This window comes from Bacillus sp. 11C, from assembly GCF_055486375.1.
The window spans coordinates 281,923-299,562 of sequence record NZ_JBUPVZ010000002.1; the positions used below are offsets into that span (position 1 = coordinate 281,923).

Below are 17,640 nucleotides of genomic sequence, written 5' to 3' on the forward strand. Positions count from 1 at the left end.
TTTTCTCTTCCCTCAATAAGGAAGAGAACCGCTTAACCCAGAGTTGTTATATAAACCGTTTTGCACATAATCAAAGCCAGGCTGGTTTTGGCCAGGCACTTGGGCGCTGCCATTATTAAAAATCACTTTGGCGTTCGTTGTATCCGTATCCGCAGGAAGCGTCAGCGTGTAAATTCCATCCGCATTCTTGGTCATTGCTTTTCCCGGCCAAGATCCGGTCAACTCTATTGCGCGGCCTCCATCATCTTTATAGATATAAGCATTTACTTGGCCCCAATGATTTGGATTTTGATAGCCGATGATCTTGGCTGAAGACGGGTTTTTTTTGACAAACGTGTATTCTTGGGTCCTCGTTACACCATCACTGTTCGTTCCTTTTAACGTAATGGTGTATGTTGTACCAAATGGAGCTCCTTTTCCGATTGTTAATTGGTCTCCATCCTTAAACGCTGTCTCTTGCCCATTATTGATTTGATACACGGCTTTTGCTGTATTCGTATCTGAACGCAGGGTGATCGCCAGCTGATCATTGAAAGAATGTGTGACCCCTGTTTTATAATTCTCAAGGAAGACATGAGGCGCATATGCGATATCGTCAGGATAAATAACAACCACAGATCTGGCATTGATCGTGCCCGTCAGTTTACCATTCGTTACTTGAAATGAACCGTCTCCAGCTTTATTATCATAGCTGCCATCAGGTAATTTTGTTGACGTATTGATGGTGACAGAAGATGAACCTGCATTTGCCAGCACAAGGCCATGTGAGCCGCGCTGATTCATAAATATCTGATTGTTGCCATTCGGATTCGAGAGCTCCTCAGGCTGTCCATCCATCACATTGTGAAATGTATTGACCGCAACGATAGCCTGATCTTCAAATAAACCACTCCCTCGATCGCCGATCTGGCTTTTCCCCGGGAATCTTACCCCATTTCCGCCGCCCTCGGGTCTGGAAAAGAAGAGAGGCGTACTGCCTGAGCGGGAAGCAATCACCGCCCAGCCTAAACGAATATCGTCATCGCTCATCCATGTTGACTCTTCCTCATCATTGGCATACGTATCATGCGATTCCACCCATGTGACTAACTTGTCCGCAGACACATCAGACGCATAATGGGAAATATTCGACACGCTCAGATTACGGTTTCTTAAAGCAGACCTCATGGAATGTCCATAGTTAGATGCTGTTACGTTCATATAATTCGCATATGCAGCATCTCTGGAGGCACTATCTTGCAGGATTTCTCCGTATTGGAACTCGGCAGATGTATTTGTGATATTCGGCCAAAATGGACTGCCGTAATTCCCGTCATCCGGCAGTTCTATATGTTTGGCGGCGTCAAAGCGAAATCCGTCTGCGCCGTCATTTAATGCTCGTTCTAAGAAACGTTTCAGATAGGACTGTACTTGTGTATTTTGTGTATTCCAATCATACAGCCCGAGCAATGAATTCTGCGTGACATCCCATCGATCGGACCAGTTTTTAATTTGTGTGTTTCCATGTGTCCAATTTGGAATACTCTTAATCTCGTTAGAAATCGCAGCATAGTCACTGGTGGTATGATTGATCACTGCGTCAACAATGACCTTTACGCCATATTCTTCAGCAGCAGCGCACATTTCTTTAAATTCTTGTTCAGTACCTAAGTAACGGTTGCCAATTTGGTACGATGTCGGCTGATACAGCCAGTACCAGTTCGACATGCTTTTGTCTCCTTGGTTCCCTTCCTTTACTTGGTTAATCGGAGACGTCTGAATGGCTGTATATCCTGCATCATGAATATCCTTCATATTGTGTTTTAACGTATTGAACGACCAATTCCAAGCATGAAGTATGGTTCCGTCTTTGATCGTTGGCGCTGTAAGCTCATTCGATTTGTCCGCTGTTTCAGCATTCGCAGCCGCCGGTTCTGCCAGAACCAAATGAAACAGCAGAAAAAATCCAGCGAATAACGGCAGTAAAGAGGTTTTGAATCGTTTTTCAAACATTATTGACACTCCTTATTTAATTATTAAAGACTTAATGCGGAGTCAAACATCCCTCTTACTTCATTCTTCCGCTTCCTCCTTTCAAACTGATGTGAAGACTGGAGAATTTTGTTAACGCTTACATTTTAAATTATCACAATCACTCTATCAAAACAACTTAGTAGAGTGAATTCAAATCCATGTGCCTATCCAACTAGAAAACGCTGCCCGGAACATGAGCCGTTTTCCCAAACAAAAAAAGAAACCATCTCACCTAAGATGATTTCTTCTCTATTTCTTCTTTTACCGCTCTTCTGTAAGACCACTTCACAATGACATACCGAAGCAGAAACAGTGCGCCGCCGCAGACGATAAAAAGAAGGATCATTTTCAGCCAAGCGAAGAATGTATGGGGAATCCCCCTGTCGTACATCGTAAGCACCACTACCGCAAAGGCAACAGCAATTGAATCTATTCGCTGCTGCTTCACCCGTTTTTGCAGTTCTTCTTCGGTGTCTATTCTCGGCAGGAGCATTCCAGATGCCGCTGCCCTGATGCAGTAATATAAGATCATGATAAACAAAAACACAAGGCTTGCAGCCCATTCTTTAAACGGAGATTCAAACATAATGCCGCGGATGATCACATCAAGGAGCGCAAACGCTCCCGCTATCATTCCAATCTCCGACCAGATTTTTTGCTTTTTCTCTTTTACTCTCTTATTTTCCCCATTCACGCCTGAAAGTCTATTACGCAGATTATTCATGACCTTCCTCCCGCACTTTTACGAATGGCTTTGGCTTACATCTTACAATAACAGTCTGTGCTTCTGCAATGAATAACTTAAAAGCCCGTCGTACAAGCCGGCAGGCAGCATTATTGAAAAACGGCCCCCTAGTTACAACTCAACACAAAGACCGAATCAGAGCAGGCAGGAGCATATAACCGAAGCCGCTTCACTTACGAAATCCCGCTTGCGGCATGCACAGCCATACAAGATATCTGCACCCTTTCTTGGCTCGGCCTTCAGCCAGGTTTTCACCATTCGCCACTGCCTATGTAAGAGCTCATCATGTAGAAGCATTTCCTTTTGCATTAAAATTTAGATCATCAAATTTTGAACAATGGGCAACAATAGGTTCGAACGGTTAGCTTAGATGGTTGTAAATCCGTTTCTCCACCAATTGCCAAAAGCAAATCAAACAAGTGTATCAGAATCTTACATAAGTAATGCGGCTAGACATGTGAAATGAGGGTAATGGATGAATGAAATCATACTAAGATATAAAAACTTTTTTTCTGTTCTTGTTCGATGGATTATTTTTGGAAGCATTATTGGCATCATTGTTGGCTCGACAACAACTTTTCTTTTAGAGACAAACGATTATCTAGGAGAAATACGAGAAAAAAGGGATTGGTTAATTTTCCTTCTCCCTTTAGGCGGGTTGGTCTTAGGATACGTCTATATGAGCTACGGAAAGGTATTTTTGAATAATACCTTAAATGATACTGCTGAATTAAATAATCTAGTGATAGACGCGGTTCATGGAAAAAAAAGCGTTCCGCGGAGAATGGGACCTATCGTCTACTTGGGAACCTTCATAACAGTCTTTTTTGGCGGATCTACAGGAAGAGAAGGTGCGGCTGTTCAAATGGGAGGAAGTATCGCTGCAGCAGTAAACAGGTTCTTTCGTTTAAACATATTCGACAGTAAATTGTTCATCATGAGCGGCATAAGCGCCGGGTTTGGCGCCGCCTTTGGAGCCCCCATAACAGGTGCTGTTTTTGGGATGGAAATGGCTGCTTTAGGAAAGCTGAAATTCGAAGCACTTGTTCCTTGTCTGGCCGCCAGCTTTGTCGGTCACTTTATGACAACAGCAGCTTTGGGACATAAACACGAAGAATTCATTATACAACTTGTGCCGCAACTATCTGTTATGACGTTTATAAAAGTGATTCTCGCAGCTGTTATGTTCAGTCTATTAAGTGTTTTATACTGCCAAATGAGACACGGTATACAAACATTTTCGGAGAAGCTTTTCAAAAAAAATCATATGAAGAGGGCCTTTGTTGGCGGAATAGTCATTGTGGCATTAACGCTAATAGCAGGTTCACAAGATTACAATGGCCGGGGATTAGAGATGCTACAGCAATCCTTTAAAGAAGATGTTCCTCCTTTTGCCTTCCTCGCCAAACTGGTTTTTACAGCAGTTACGCTTGGAACCGGCTTTGTTGGCGGAGAGGCCATACCTTTATTTTTTATGGGGGCAACATTAGGGAACACCTTACACACATTCATGGATTTACCCATGTCATTTCTCGCTGCATTAGGATTGATCGCTGTTTTTTGCGGCGGTGCCAATACTCCTATAGCAGCCTTCCTATTGGCAATGGAGATGTTTGACGGAAAGGGGATAGAGTACTTTTTTGTCGCTTGTATCGTTAGTTATTTATTTTCAGGACATCATGGACTATGGCCTTCTCAAAAAATATATGAACCTAAAAGCAGGTTATATCAAATCCCTCACGGAGAAACCATTGAAAATGTCGAAAAGAAAAAAAAGCCTTAGACATAATGAAATAAAAAAAGCAGTCTGCTGCATTTAGATTCCGTTTGGTGATTATCGCTTAAGAATAGAATTCGAAATTTAATCCACAATAAAAACAGCGCAGGAAGATATTGATTGGTTGAAAAGAGGGGATGTTTTTTTGGATTTCAACTTCATATGGAAATCTATAGTGGTGGTCGCAGGAGGAGTTCTTATTTTGCGGTTAGCTGGGAGAAAATCCGTTTCTCAGCTTACGGTAGCTCAGACTGTCATGATGATAGCTGTTGGATCATTAATTATTCAACCTGTTGGCAACAGGAACATTTGGATTACAATGGTGATTACATTTTTAATGGTACTCACGCTTCTTTTTATTGAATATATCGTTTTGAAATCGGATGCCCTTGAGACGTTTATTTATGGAAAATCACTTATAGTAGTCGAAAACGGCGAAGTGAATGAAAGAAATTTAAAAAAACTGCGCTTAACAGTTGATATGCTTGAAGTAAGGTTGAGACAACAAAATATTCAGCACTTGGCTGATTTACAATGGGCTACAATAGAATCGAACGGCCAGTTAGGTTATATGTTAAAATCCGAAAAACAATCCGCGACGAAAGAGGATATTCAAATGCTTAAATCGCTGATTGAATCACATCACTCTAAGCCCTCCAATGAATCCGAAAAACCTGCAAATAATATATTTACGGAAGTGAAAGATAGAAATCATAAAGAAAAACCTAAAGACCATTTGGATTAGGAAAAAGTGATAAGTGACTAAGTCATCATAACCTTTTTACATTCTCACTTAAGGTTTTCTTTGTTGGCTCCGCTTATATCTTTTTTCTTGAAGGAAAAAATGAAGGCTGTCGAGATTTACTCGGCAGCCTTCATTATCTTTACTTCTTCAAATCTTCAATTGAGTTAACGTTTTTCATATATTGAGGCACAACAAGTCCCATCTTCACGCCAGTCATACTGGTGCCAACATCATCATATTTGCCCTTATATTTGGCAGCGTATGCTTTATGGGTATTCGGCAGCCATGCGGAAAGGGATGCATCCGAGCTTCCCGTCGCAATCGCGGTCCACATCGGGCCAGCCTCTACCTGAGTAAACGTTACGTCATAGCCCAAGTCTTCAAAGACTTTGCCAACCACGTTTGTACTTGCAATCTCACTGTCCCACGCCACATAGGCAAGGTTGATTTTGTCTCCCTTCACCTTCTGAACGCCTTTTGTCCACTCCGCAACTTGATCTTTGTGGTTCTTCACATACTCAGCAGCGGTTTTGGCAGGTTTCTCGCCTTCTTCCACCTTGATCATGACTTCACCCATGTCGTCTTGCGTCCATTTAAACTGGCTCAGAAGCTTAGCGGCATTCGGCTGTTCTTTGCTGAAGCCTTTGCGTGTGATCGTATGGATTTCCTCTGCGCTGCCATAAGATTGTTTCGGATCATCGAGATATTTCAGCTTATATCTGGAGAACATCCAGTGCGGTGTCCATCCTGTAATGATAATCGGTTTCTTACGGTCGTATGACTTTTTAAGTGTTGCGGTCATCGCGGCGCTTGACGCCGAAATCAATGTCCAGTCGTTCAGCTCATAATCCTTCATCGCTTTGTCGGTCAGGGCCATAATCCCTGAACCGGGGTCAATCCCGATGATGGTCTTATTCACCTGTTGAGCCGCGGTTGCATTTTCATCGCTTTCTGAACCGCAAGCCGCAAGTGAGAGCGCCAGCATGGCGGAAACGCTGATACCGATGATTTTTTTAAGCATCAGGCATTCCCCCTGCTTTTCTTCTTCACTTTAATGTTTTGAGTAATGCGGTCCAGCGTAATGGCAACGATAACGATGGCGATACCGGCCTCTACGCCGACCCCGGTTTTCAGCTGTGTAACGGCACTGTATACTTCAGAACCAAGTCCCGGTGCACCGACCATTGCGGCGATAACAACCATTGATAACGCAAGCATGATGCTTTGGTTGATTCCGGCCAGAATGGTTTTTGTCGCAAGCGGAAGCTGAACTTTAAACAAACGCTGAGCTGTCGTAGAACCGAACGCCTCAGTTGCTTCAATCAGATCTGCCGGCACTTGCTTAATACCGAGAACAGTCATGCGGATTGTCGGCGGCATCGCGAAGATAACAGATGCTACAACCCCGGGCACAACACCGATGTTGAAGAAGAAAATCGCCGGCAATAGGTATACGAAAGCAGGCATTGTCTGCATTAAATCAAGAATAGGTGTTACAATACGGCGAACCGTTTCTTTCTGGGACGCCCAAACTCCGATCGGAACCCCGACCACAATCGAAATAATGACCGATGTCAGAACAAGCGCCAATGTTTGAAGCATTGGGTCCCAATATCCTAAATAATCGATCAAGAGGAAACCAACCAACGTAAATAACGCAATTCCCCTTGTGCTGATCCACCACGCAAGTGCGGCGAAAATAATCGTTAACAAAATAGATGGTATAAATCCAAGTCCGCTGACAATTCCATTTACAAAAGCGGCAAGTCCGTTTGAGATTCCGTCGAAGAATCCGCCCAACGTCATCGTAATCCAGTCAACAAAACGGTCAATGATATCTGCTAAAGGTATTCTAGGCAGTCTATCCATCTTACTTCACCTCCTGTACAGAAGGATCTTGTGTTTGTTCGTCAGTGCTTTCAGCATTGATATACTCGTTATTGCCGGCAAGCGCGCCAATCAGTGCGCCTTTTACGACAATCCCTTTCATTCTTTGCTTCTCATCTACCACCGCAATTGGAATATTTGCGTCAGAAACAGCATCAAAAATCTCTGTCAGATACGTATCTTCTGGTACAGTCGTAAATTCTGTATTCAAGATATCTTGAAGTGACAAATCAGACTCAGCCGCTTTTTTCGCATCAGACGCATAGATAACACCTAACAATTTCTTTTGTTTATCCACTGCGTAAATCGAAGAAATTCCAAGGTTTTTCATCAGTGTCAAAGCTACGCGAGGCCCTTTATCAATCCGCACCGTTTCAGCGCGTTTCATAATATGGCCTGCTGTGAGGACTTTAGATAAATCAACATCCTCGACGAATTTCTCAACATATTCGTTAGATGGATTCATCAGGATTTCTTCAGGCGTGCCGATTTGAACAATGTTACCGTCCTTCATTAGAACAATTCTGTCACCGATCCGCAACGCTTCGTCCAAGTCGTGCGTAATAAAGATAATTGTTTTCCCGACATTTTCGTGAAGATCAAGAAGCTCATCCTGCATATCTTTACGAATCAATGGATCGAGCGCACTAAACGCTTCGTCCATCAGAAGGATGTCCGGATCATTCGTCAACGCGCGGGCAAGGCCGACACGCTGCTGCATTCCGCCGGAAAGCTGGTCAGGATATTGCTGTTCAAATCCTTCAAGTCCGACAAGCTTAAGGGACTCAAGCGCTTTTTGCTGACGTTCTTGTCTGTCTATACCTTGAAGCTCCAGCCCGTATTCCGTGTTTTCAAGTATCGTTCTGTGCGGGAACAGAGCGAACTTTTGGAAGACCATACTGATTTTTTTCCGGCGGACTTCCCGGAGCTGGTCTTTAGACATATTTGTTATCATGTCACCATCAATGTAAATGTTTCCGGCAGTCGGTTCAATCAAACGGTTTAGCAGCCGTACTAATGTTGATTTACCGCTCCCTGATAGACCCATGATGACAAATATCTCACCATCATACACATCAAAATCTGCTTGATTTACCCCAACGGTTGATCCGGTCGCTTTCAGGATCTCTTTTTTTGTCTTTCCGTTGGCAAGCATTTGAGTTGCTTTCTTTGTTTGTTTCCCAAAAATTTTAGATACTTTCTCGACTTTTATCTTAATTGATTTCTCATCTACACTCATATTTTCCCTCCATATTAAGCAATCTTTATTACCGTAACACTTATGTAACATTCCATACAAACAGCATATACTCTTTTATTCTGTATCATTTCTCTATATTCTTTATTATAGCTCCTTAACCTTGTGAATACTCCTAAATGCTCTTTAATCCTTCTTAATTAGTGCATATTGCAGATAAAATTCAGGCTTTTTCTACTATTAAGCGCTTTCAAAAAAATCTTTTGTTTTTTATATTTCAGGACTTATTACTCGATCTGGAAAAATAAGTTGACTTATTTGCAGTTTCACGACTAGAAACAACCAAATAATTAAACAACTGCCAAATTTTTAAAATGCTGTCTGATAAATCGGGACTTGCTATTATTCGTACGCTTGATTACAGCGGAAAAGAACTCACCTACCGACATGCAGGTCAAAATGCAACATTGTCAAAATCACCGCATCTTACTCATGTGAGAAGCGGGGTAGACGCACCCCGAAAAGATTCGTGGACGAAATAGAGGTTTCTCAATACATATCTGTTTCATAGTTTCAACATTATGAAATTTATAGGCGTGATAAAAATGATGGTGTCTTTCAATCCATTTTGCGGCGAAGCACCACTGTCGGCACATGTCTTGCAGGTTTTTTATATCAACACACACCGTTTCGGTACGTTACACGATTCTGTTTATACTGCCATGGCGCTCTGCCAGACAAACAGTAAAGCCGGGAAACGATGATCCGCAGCCCGGGTTCAAATGTAAAAAAGCACCTCAATCGCGAGGTGCTTTTCCTATTCAAGCTCAGTTTGTTTTGTTTCTTTTCCCATAATCAAAATACAAGCAACCGCGAGCAAGATCGCAATGCAAAAGATTGAAAAAATCACTGAAAACGAAATATGGCGAGCGGCGAGCGTTCCGACGAGCAGCGGCCCGAAGATACCGCCGATTCTTCCAAACGCCGCTGTCGTCCCTGAACCTGTGGCGCGAATCGCTGTCGGGTATTGCTCCGGTGTATAGGCATACAGCACGCCCCACGCACCAAGATTGAAAAACGATAACAGCATTCCAGCTGTAAGCAGAAGGCCTAATGAATCCGCCGTTCCGAAGAAATAGGCACTTCCTGCTGTACCAATCAGGTAAAAGACGAGTATCCACTTCCGTCCCGCTTTTTCGATCAGCCACGCAGCAGAAAAATAGCCCGGAAGCTGAGCAAGCGTCATCAGCAGGACGTATTCAAAGCTTTCAATCATGCTGAAGCCTTTGAGCAGCATGACACTAGGCAGCCATAGGAACATGCCGTAATAAGAAAACACCACGCAGAACCAAACGATCGACAGCATCACGGTCGACCGTATGTACCGTCTTGCCCAAACGCTTTTGACATTCTCCCATACCGATGTCTTTTTAGCAGAAAGCGACTCATATTTCGGCGAATCTGGCAGACTCGTCCGCAAGTACAGAGCATAAAAAGCAGTCAGCGACGTCAACAGCAGTGCGGCCTGCCAGCCGAAGCTTGGTATCACAAAGTAAGAAATCAGTGCTGCTACAAGCCAGCCTACTGCCCAAAAGCTTTCCAGAAGCACAATCACTCTGCCCCGCTTTTCAGGCGCAACCGCTTCAGATACAAGTGTTGAAGCGACTGGCAGCTCGCCGCCAAGGCCCATCCCAATAACAAAACGCAGAATAAGGAATGCAGATAAGCTTGTCACAAAAGCTGAAATGCCGCTTCCGATGGAAAAGCACAAAAGGGTAATGATAAACACTTTTTTTCGGCCGATTCGATCAGCCAGCAAACCAAATAAAAACGCACCCACAGCCATGCCGATGGAATTCACGCTTCCAATCCATTTCATTTCTTCAGGCGCAAGATTCCACTCCACGTGGAGCGCGGCGATAATAAATGATAATATTCCGACATCCATTGCATCAAACAGCCACCCCAAACCGGCGACACCCAGCAGCTTACGCTGGGATATAGGCTGTTGTTTTCCCATAGTCAACACCTCTGATATGCAAAATGATTACCGTTTAAGTTTACAACTGTCTTTACACAATGTCATTAACTAAATGGTGTAAATAAAAAACCCCCGCTTATATTTCACAAGCGGGGGGGCTTTTTATTGCTGCAATGCTGCTTTTTTAATATTATCCTGAAGCTCGGCAATTCGTCTTGCACCATCTTCGCGGAGGCGTTTGTTTTCTTCTTCAATTTGTTTTGTTTCCTGCATACCGCTGACGATCGTGTTCCAAGACGATTCAATCGTTTCAATATCTATGCTTGGTCTGCCGGCCATTCTGGCAATTTCAACACTCTGGCTCGAGATGTTTTCCGCATTTCGTTTCAGCATCTCGTTTGTCCGGCGGTCAAGCTCGCTCATAGAGTCAGCCACAAGCTTTTGCCGTTTTACTGTGACAGCCTGAATAATGCCGTTTTTGAAAATCGGAATGGTGATGATGAAAGCGGAGTTGATTTTTCCGATCAGCTTCGCATTACCGCGCTGAAGAAGGCGGATTTGCGGTGCAGTTTGAAGCGCCACCATTCGCGCCATATCAAGGTCGTATACCCGCTCCTCAAGCGCCTGAATGCCGTTGCGCAGCGTATCAAGCTGCATTTGCGCAAGCTGATTTCCGCTTGCTGCTTTTTCTTCATATGAAGGGAGAATGGACTGCATCTCTTCCAACTTCATTTGTCCGGCAACAACGTATTTTTCAAGCTCCATATAGTAATTAATATTGTTTTCATACATTTCATCGAGCGTATAGTTTGTTTTGGTCATCTCATCTTTATATTTAGAAATCTCAACGTTGATTTTTTCAATTTCTCCGCCGAGCGTCTGGTACTTTTTAAAGATTTTCTCAATCATGCTGCCGCCGCGTTTGAAAATTTTAGCCATCAGTCCCTTTGGCTCGTCAAAATCGTTTTTGTCAAAACGGTCCATGATTTTTCCAAGCTGGGTCAGCATCGTGCCTGAGTCTGTCACGCTTGTCGTTTTCATCATCCCCAAGATGCGGTCAGAGAACTTAGAGATTTCAACGGCCGGCTCCTTTCCGTACTCAAGCAGCTCCATTTGGTTTTTAACGTCAATTTGTTGTACTAGCCGTTTCACCTCTGGTTCCTGGCGGAGCTGCAGACGGATATCGTCAGCTTTTTGCTGGGAAATTTCTTCGTTTTTATCAAGAATAAGCGGGTTTTGATTTTCTGTTGTCATGCTTTTCTTCTCTCCTTACTTTTGGGTAATCGTTCTGAACAGCCTTTTTACAAGTGAAGGCTCCTTATAGTCCTGCTGAAACACCATGTCGTCCAGCCAGTGGATATCATACTGATCCTCTTCAATAAACTGCTCAATGTCTTGATGGCCGGGAGGGTTATACATGATGATATCGATTCCGATTTCATTCAGGAACAGCAGGGCGGCAGCATCTGAACGCGTGAGTCCGCCGCTCATTTCCGTATGATATAAAACGAGTTTCGGAACAGTTTGCGCATAGTCGAACATTTGAATCAATTTCAGCAGCTTAGCAGACAGGTTCGTTGTTTGTTTAAACAAGTAAATTTGAACATCCTTGACTTGTTCCTGATGCAAAGCTTTAAGACGCGGGTGCCTGCACATTCTCGAAATCGTTTTGGCAATGGCAGCCTGAACGCCCGCCGGAAGCTGCTTGTACTGCCACACATTGCTTGCCATCAGCTTGTCCGGATCAATGTTCCCTTCATGGTCTAGCGCGTGGCTGTAATGAAATTGATAGTTCGATTTGATTTCTTCTGTAAACGGAAAGCTTCTTACCATTTCTGTTTCCTGATAATCCTCTAATGTATGAAGCCTATTCCAATATTCTTTATGGTCTTTCGACACGCCCATGATTTTGGCGAATACATTCGGAATCTCAATGGAATGTTTATCGGCTTTGAAATTCGGCCGAATGAAGGCCCGCTCTTTTGCGATTAAAAACAGTTCATCATAGGTCGTTTTCAGCGTAACAGACATCGGTGTATGATCCCTGAATTGCCATGGCTTGTACAGCATGGATTCCTCATGATTCAGCACATGTTCAATTTCCTTTGTTGAGCGGTAGGCTACTGTTGATTTCCGATCCGGTTTTTCTTTTGGAAACGGCTGAAGCTCCGAAACATCAGGGAGCTTTTCCGTAAAACTGAGCTCCTGCTTCGGATCGACAAGCGCCAGCTGATCGGTTCCCGCCGGATGGAACAATAGGACATCGCAGCCGGCTAACATCAGATAATATAAGAAATAGAGCTGACTCTTCGTTGCGTCTCCGTACCAAACAACTTTTGGCATCTCCCGTTCTATATCGGTTTTTTCCAGCCAAGGATTCAGGTGATTCAAAGAAAACTTAGAGACATCAAGCAATACTCTGCGAAAATCAGGATGATTCAGCCCCTGCTCATGATGGTCTGCAAAGGTATGTAAAAGCGTCATCAATGCTTTTCTCAAATGGCGGTGCATGAGGGGGTTTGTATGCTTCGCAATCAGCTGCTCCCCGTCCAGAAAGGCGACAAAACGGCTGACCGACAGCCCTTTTTCTTTCTGGTTGATGGAATGAATATGCTGAAGCGCCTGAAACGTTTCCGGCGCGATCGTTTTATCAAGCGTCTCGCTTAAGATATAAATATGATCCTTAACCGACAGCTCATACAAATCGTTATAATAGTCCGTTTCATCTATGGGCGTACCCAGTATTTGTCCGGCGAGCCTCGAAAAAGACAGCCCGTGTTCCTTCTCATAGCGGTCCCGCTCGGGCAGCGTCTGAAACAACATGTTTTTCCAATCACCGTCGGCGGGAACTGTTTTATGAATGATTAACTCTTCTTGTCTCATCATATCCTCCTTTCTGGTCTGTTTGTATGCATTATACTTGTTTTAATCGGGTTATTCGGGATAAAACAGACGCTGTGATTTCTTCACCTGCCATCATGCCGCTTGCTTTCGTTTTGCGTAATTCCGGACAGTGGCGCAGCACCTCGCCATGAGCGGGCGCGATGCCGAAATCAGCTTCCTGAATCAGTTCAAGATCCAGCAGCGAATCTCCCGCTGTATAGATTTCATCAAGCGAAAGCCTCGATTTCAGATATTCGACCGCCCTCCATTTATTAAGCGGCTTCGGAATAAAGTAAAGCTTTCGCCCCTGCAGGGATACCTGCCATCCTTTTTCAGCCCCCCACTCCTTCACAGCAGCGGGATCGATGCCGGCTATTTTCTCTTCGTTCAAGATAAGATAGACAAAATAATGATGTGCCGTTCGGGTTCTTTCAACCGCTTGTGCTACAGACAGACTTGCGATTTCTCTCAGCATAGCCTCAATCGGCAGACACGATGCGAGCTGCTCTTTTATGAACTCGTCCCACTCTTTCAGAGGCTGGCCGTCCTTTAAAATACAGCCGCCATTCGTAGTCACAGCATATTCGGGCACAATGTCCTGCTGAAAACAAACAATTCTCTGATACTGCTCATTTGTGCGTGTGGTGACAGGAATAAAATAGTGATCCTTCTGAATTTGCCTTACGTTCTCTTTTGTCACTCCCGAGATATAAGAGATGTCACGGCCGTTCAGTGTTTCTATCAGCTCAACCCCCGCTTCCTTATCAGGATTGCTGATCATGCGCCTCGAGTAAATTAATGTTCTGTCTAAATCACTGGCGAATGCGTTCATAGGCTTTTCTCCGCCGGACGAATCAGCCCGCAGCAGCGATATGACATATTCTTGTATTCTTCCACAGGCACGCCCCGATCCTTCGCAAGCAATAAAATATGCTGCAATGCTTCTTCAGCACCCGGCTGAATGAGTATTTTCCAAGGCACTCTTCGCAAAAGCACGCGGGTCGTTTCCCCAACACCCGGCTTAATCAGATTTGTGTTGCTGATGCCGAATTGCTTTTGGATAGTCTCAATGGAAGCTAGACCGTTCCAATCTGGTTTCACACGATCGTTTTGCAGCCTAAGTGCCAGGCGTTCTGCTTCTTTATGAATAGACGGAAATTGCTCCGCTATCGTTTCAATATAGAGATTGGATACATCCTCTTCGCTGAGCTCTTTATAATATTTCGCCCCGTGAAAATCAGCCGGCCCGATCCATGTTTCATTTAAAACCGTGCGGCTGACCAGTCCTGATACAGTAGAGTTGAGGCAGGCGCTAGGAATCAGAAAGTCTTCCTTCGTTCCATAAATATCCGCGCAATGCCCCGGATCGGCAAGCACCGCGATTTCAGAAGACAGCCTTGTTCCAAAGCGTTGATTAAAGCGTTCTACAGAGCGGATCAGTTCTTTCGTGATGGCGCCTTTGCCTGTCCATCCGTCGATAAACGCAACCTTGCCATCCGGATGATGCTTCAACATATAATGCAAGGCATTTTCATCAATTCCCCTGTCCCGAATGATAGAGATGCTGTAGTGCGGCAGCGAGACATGATACTTCATTTTGATATAACGTTTGATCAGGACACCGATCGGCGTGCCCGCTCTTGCCAAACTGCACAAAACCGCATCTTTCCCGCTTTTTTTATAAATCTGCTCCGCAACAACTCCCGCCGCTAATGCGACCTTCTGTTTGCTGTCTTCCAGCGAGGCATAAAACAGTTTCATGTATTCATCTGTCGGCTTGTATTCGATCGGCAGCATTTCTGAATAATGGATGCCGCTTTGAATTGACTTCTCCCGTTCTTCCGTACTTTTTTCAATGGATACAGCGGACAAGTCTTTTAATAGAAAGGTCACATCTTCTTCTGGATAGCTCCCAATACGGTCAATAACGTCTTTCAAATCAGATCACGCCTTTCCTGAGAGAGTTACAATGTGGATATGAGGCACTTCTTTTTCTTTGAAAATATCAAAAATCGGCTGTAACGCCTCATCCGAAACGTTCTTTTCCAGACAGAAAAAGACTTCGTCATACGCTCCGGCAGGAAGGTTATAGACAAAATGGCGAACCGCCTCATCTTCCGGATTCATAAATGAATAACCGTTTTGCACGGCATAACCTTGTTTTGCAACCGGGTGAATCGGACTGCGCGTGGTAGAGTGATAGGAAACCGAACCGCCAAGCTTTGAGGCGATTTTCATTGGCAGATACATCAGCTCTCCCGTTCCAAGCACGAGTGTTCTTTTGCCCTTCCGATATTGTTCGATGTAAAGCGCTGCTTGGCGGCAAGCTTCGTGAACAGCCTTTCGCTCAGACGGCTTTACGCCGAATCGCCCTGTTTCTTTCACGTAAGAATGAACGTTTGCGGATGTTTCCGGCTGATAAGGAACGGATGTGAAGAAATCCGATATATCAATGTCCGTTCTGTTTATCGCTGTTCCTTGCGGCTTCGGGCTGTAGTTGCAGGAGGACTCGGACAACGGCACACCCTTAAAGGAAATCCGCCCTGATAATAAAGCAACGGTTGAAATTGTGACGCCTAATTCCCGTTCAGCCTCTGCGTATGCCTTCTTATGCTCCTCCGTCCGCCAATCCAATAAAGACAGGACAGCGTATTCTTTGCGCGGAAATTTGGATTGGATATCCCGAATCATATGTAATGCGGTTTTCCCTGTGGTGATTTCATCATCTACAAGAAGAATCGGACAGCTGTTGTTCATCATATCTGGTTCTGCGTAACACAGCTGATCAGTGGCATGGGAATGCTCTTCCACAAATGTGATCGAAGGCTCTGTGTTTCGGATCTGTTCACGTGTTGTATGGACAAACGACGCTTGTTCAATGCAATCATAAACCGCGTGTCCAAGCGCCGTCGCCGTTTCCGCAAACCCGATTACAAGCGGCGCTTCGTCCAGTGTAACAGGGTGCTGTTGAAGCGTTTGATAAGCAGCTTGAAGCTCGCTTTCCGTTTCTGAAAGAAGTCCGTTCAAGATCTCGTTTTTTTCCTTTAGCTCCTGTCCGGTTTTCCGCTCAGCGTATTCCAAGGCAAGCAGCCCGGACGCTAAAAGCGGCTTCAGCGGGTGAACCGGGATATGTTTGCCCAGCACTTTGCTGACAAATAAAAAGCCCCTTTTTTTATTCACTCTTGCCGCCATCTCGAATAATGCTTGTTCAGGTATGAAAAGCGGGTTGTCTGTGACCGACAGATCAACCGCCATATTGTCCAATATTTGAAGGGTTTTGCTGTTCGTTGAGCAAATCGGTGAAAGATCGGTTTTCATGATACACCCCATAAATTTCTGATTTTAATAAGATTTTTTCAGCCCATTTCATATGAGGCTTGATTTCATTCATTTTGTTAGAAAAATGGCTTTTCATCACGCCGATTGAACCGTTTCCGTGATGAATAATGCTTAACGCATCCATATAGTCTTCCTTTGTTACAACATACAGGCTGTTTACAATTTTGAGATGGGTCGGATGAATGACCGTTTTTCCGTGAATGCCGTTGGCGATGTCAAGTTCGGTTTCCTTCACCAAACCTTTTACATACTCATTCAGCTCAACTGGCGGGTGCGCCGATAGCAGATGGGGCTTTTGCGATGCCTGAAAATACTCCCATACAGGGCCTGAAATAACGAACTCCCGGCCGAAGTAATTGATGATATCTGACATAAAGTCCGCAATCATACGGATATCATATATCGTTTGCTCCGACTTTCTTCTGATGCCGTATAATCCGCATAAATCAGTCGCACCGATCCGCACATTTAAGATCAAGTCCTGATGCTGATGCAAAATCATACTAATTTCAGACAAAGCAGCAGCCCTTGTCTCTTTCATTAACAAATCGGGTGTTTCCAATATCGGCATGCCGTAAAGCGGCACCGTCATGTCACCGGATATGCCTTCAAGTGCTTCAACATAGTCACGGGCGTTTTCCGCTGAGAATTTTGGGAAGACAAATCCTGTTAACAAATGGAGTGCAGGTTTCAGGGTATCGGCTAATTGCAGCAGCTGTTTCGGAGACCGTACACGCACAAACATAAACGGGAGATGGTCCGGCTTTATCTTGCGGTGCTGGATCGCCTGCTCAATCAACTCTAATTGGCGGCTCACATTATGTTCAGCCCGCTTGACCTCATGATCTCCAATCGCATCCTCCAGACAGAAAACAATAGATGATAAATCCTCATATTTGTGTTCCGTTATCATCGCCGCTATGTCCGGGCGGGTTGCCGGCATATATAATACGGCCCCCAGTGCGTGCTCAAGCAGCTTCTTAGGCGCCTCTTTCGTGACCTGTTTCGGCGCTTGATAAAATACATTTTCTTCTTGATGTGTTGATAAATAGTGGAAATACCGCACACACGT

13 protein-coding genes and 2 pseudogenes are annotated in these 17,640 nt (G+C 44.4%); 3 read left to right on the top strand and 12 right to left on the bottom strand.

Going from position 1 to position 17,640, the window contains the following annotated elements; translation table 11 throughout:
- Positions 1 to 12: 12 nt before the first annotated feature.
- On the bottom strand, positions 13 to 1,992 hold the full coding sequence (gene amyE / locus ACY3LV_RS04055; RefSeq protein ID WP_464863422.1) for an alpha-amylase: 1,980 nt from the start codon (positions 1,990 to 1,992) through the stop codon (positions 13 to 15).
- A gap of 171 nt (positions 1,993 to 2,163) precedes the next feature.
- Positions 2,164 to 2,737, bottom strand: a pseudogene (locus tag ACY3LV_RS04060) (DUF6773 family protein).
- Positions 2,738 to 3,233: 496 nt separating this feature from the next.
- Here ACY3LV_RS04060 and ACY3LV_RS04065 point away from each other — a divergent pair.
- Positions 3,234 to 4,541, top strand: a complete 1,308-nt coding sequence (locus ACY3LV_RS04065) for a chloride channel protein (RefSeq protein ID WP_333561267.1) — start codon at positions 3,234 to 3,236, stop codon at positions 4,539 to 4,541.
- A gap of 139 nt (positions 4,542 to 4,680) precedes the next feature.
- Positions 4,681 to 5,280, top strand: coding sequence for a DUF421 domain-containing protein (locus ACY3LV_RS04070; protein ID WP_187441515.1), 600 nt, complete (start codon positions 4,681 to 4,683; stop codon positions 5,278 to 5,280).
- Between the two features lie 139 nt (positions 5,281 to 5,419).
- Here ACY3LV_RS04070 and ACY3LV_RS04075 read toward each other — a convergent pair whose 3' ends face one another.
- Genes ACY3LV_RS04075 through opuAA form a run of 3 tightly spaced genes read right to left on the bottom strand, consistent with a single transcriptional unit; the run spans position 5,420 to position 8,407 of the window.
- The gene (locus ACY3LV_RS04075; protein WP_464863423.1) at positions 5,420 to 6,301 is read right to left on the bottom strand and encodes a glycine betaine ABC transporter substrate-binding protein; all 882 of its coding nucleotides are present in this window, start codon (positions 6,299 to 6,301) and stop codon (positions 5,420 to 5,422) included.
- The gene (opuAB, locus tag ACY3LV_RS04080; protein WP_333519147.1) at positions 6,301 to 7,149 is read right to left on the bottom strand and encodes a glycine/proline betaine ABC transporter permease subunit OpuAB; all 849 of its coding nucleotides are present in this window, start codon (positions 7,147 to 7,149) and stop codon (positions 6,301 to 6,303) included. Before opuAB ends, ACY3LV_RS04075 begins: the two co-directional genes overlap by 1 nt.
- Position 7,150: 1 nt before the next feature.
- On the bottom strand, positions 7,151 to 8,407 hold the full coding sequence (opuAA, locus tag ACY3LV_RS04085) for a glycine/proline betaine ABC transporter ATP-binding protein OpuAA (RefSeq protein ID WP_333561268.1): 1,257 nt from the start codon (positions 8,405 to 8,407) through the stop codon (positions 7,151 to 7,153).
- A gap of 332 nt (positions 8,408 to 8,739) precedes the next feature.
- Here opuAA and ACY3LV_RS04090 point away from each other — a divergent pair.
- Positions 8,740 to 8,907 (top strand): annotated as a pseudogene (locus ACY3LV_RS04090) (hypothetical protein).
- Between the two features lie 275 nt (positions 8,908 to 9,182).
- Here the strand turns inward: ACY3LV_RS04090 and niaP are convergent.
- The 7 genes from niaP to ACY3LV_RS04125 all read right to left on the bottom strand — a co-directional run bounded on the left by niaP (position 9,183) and on the right by ACY3LV_RS04125 (position 17,634).
- Positions 9,183 to 10,385 (bottom strand): niacin permease NiaP, encoded by a 1,203-nt coding sequence (niaP, locus tag ACY3LV_RS04095; RefSeq protein WP_333561269.1) that lies wholly within the window; start codon positions 10,383 to 10,385, stop codon positions 9,183 to 9,185.
- A gap of 123 nt (positions 10,386 to 10,508) precedes the next feature.
- Positions 10,509 to 11,600 (bottom strand): toxic anion resistance protein, encoded by a 1,092-nt coding sequence (locus ACY3LV_RS04100; protein ID WP_333519145.1) that lies wholly within the window; start codon positions 11,598 to 11,600, stop codon positions 10,509 to 10,511.
- Positions 11,601 to 11,615: 15 nt separating this feature from the next.
- Entirely contained in the window at positions 11,616 to 13,229 is a 1,614-nt protein-coding gene (locus tag ACY3LV_RS04105; RefSeq protein ID WP_148962910.1) for a YceG family protein, read from the bottom strand.
- 31 nt (positions 13,230 to 13,260) lie between these two features.
- Positions 13,261 to 14,061: an HAD hydrolase family protein gene (locus ACY3LV_RS04110; RefSeq protein ID WP_333561270.1), complete on the bottom strand. Its 801-nt coding sequence runs from the start codon at positions 14,059 to 14,061 to the stop codon at positions 13,261 to 13,263.
- Positions 14,058 to 15,167 carry a cysteine protease StiP family protein gene (locus ACY3LV_RS04115; RefSeq protein WP_464863424.1) on the bottom strand — a complete coding sequence of 370 codons (1,110 nt, stop codon included), beginning with the start codon at positions 15,165 to 15,167 and terminating at the stop codon, positions 14,058 to 14,060. The genes ACY3LV_RS04110 and ACY3LV_RS04115 overlap by 4 nt, the downstream gene beginning before the upstream one ends.
- Before the next feature lie 6 nt (positions 15,168 to 15,173).
- Positions 15,174 to 16,484 carry a phosphoribosyltransferase family protein gene (locus ACY3LV_RS04120; RefSeq protein ID WP_087993181.1) on the bottom strand — a complete coding sequence of 437 codons (1,311 nt, stop codon included), beginning with the start codon at positions 16,482 to 16,484 and terminating at the stop codon, positions 15,174 to 15,176.
- Positions 16,474 to 17,634 (bottom strand): HpcH/HpaI aldolase/citrate lyase family protein, encoded by a 1,161-nt coding sequence (locus ACY3LV_RS04125; RefSeq protein WP_464863470.1) that lies wholly within the window; start codon positions 17,632 to 17,634, stop codon positions 16,474 to 16,476. Before ACY3LV_RS04125 ends, ACY3LV_RS04120 begins: the two co-directional genes overlap by 11 nt.
- Between the last annotated feature and the right edge of the window lie 6 nt (positions 17,635 to 17,640).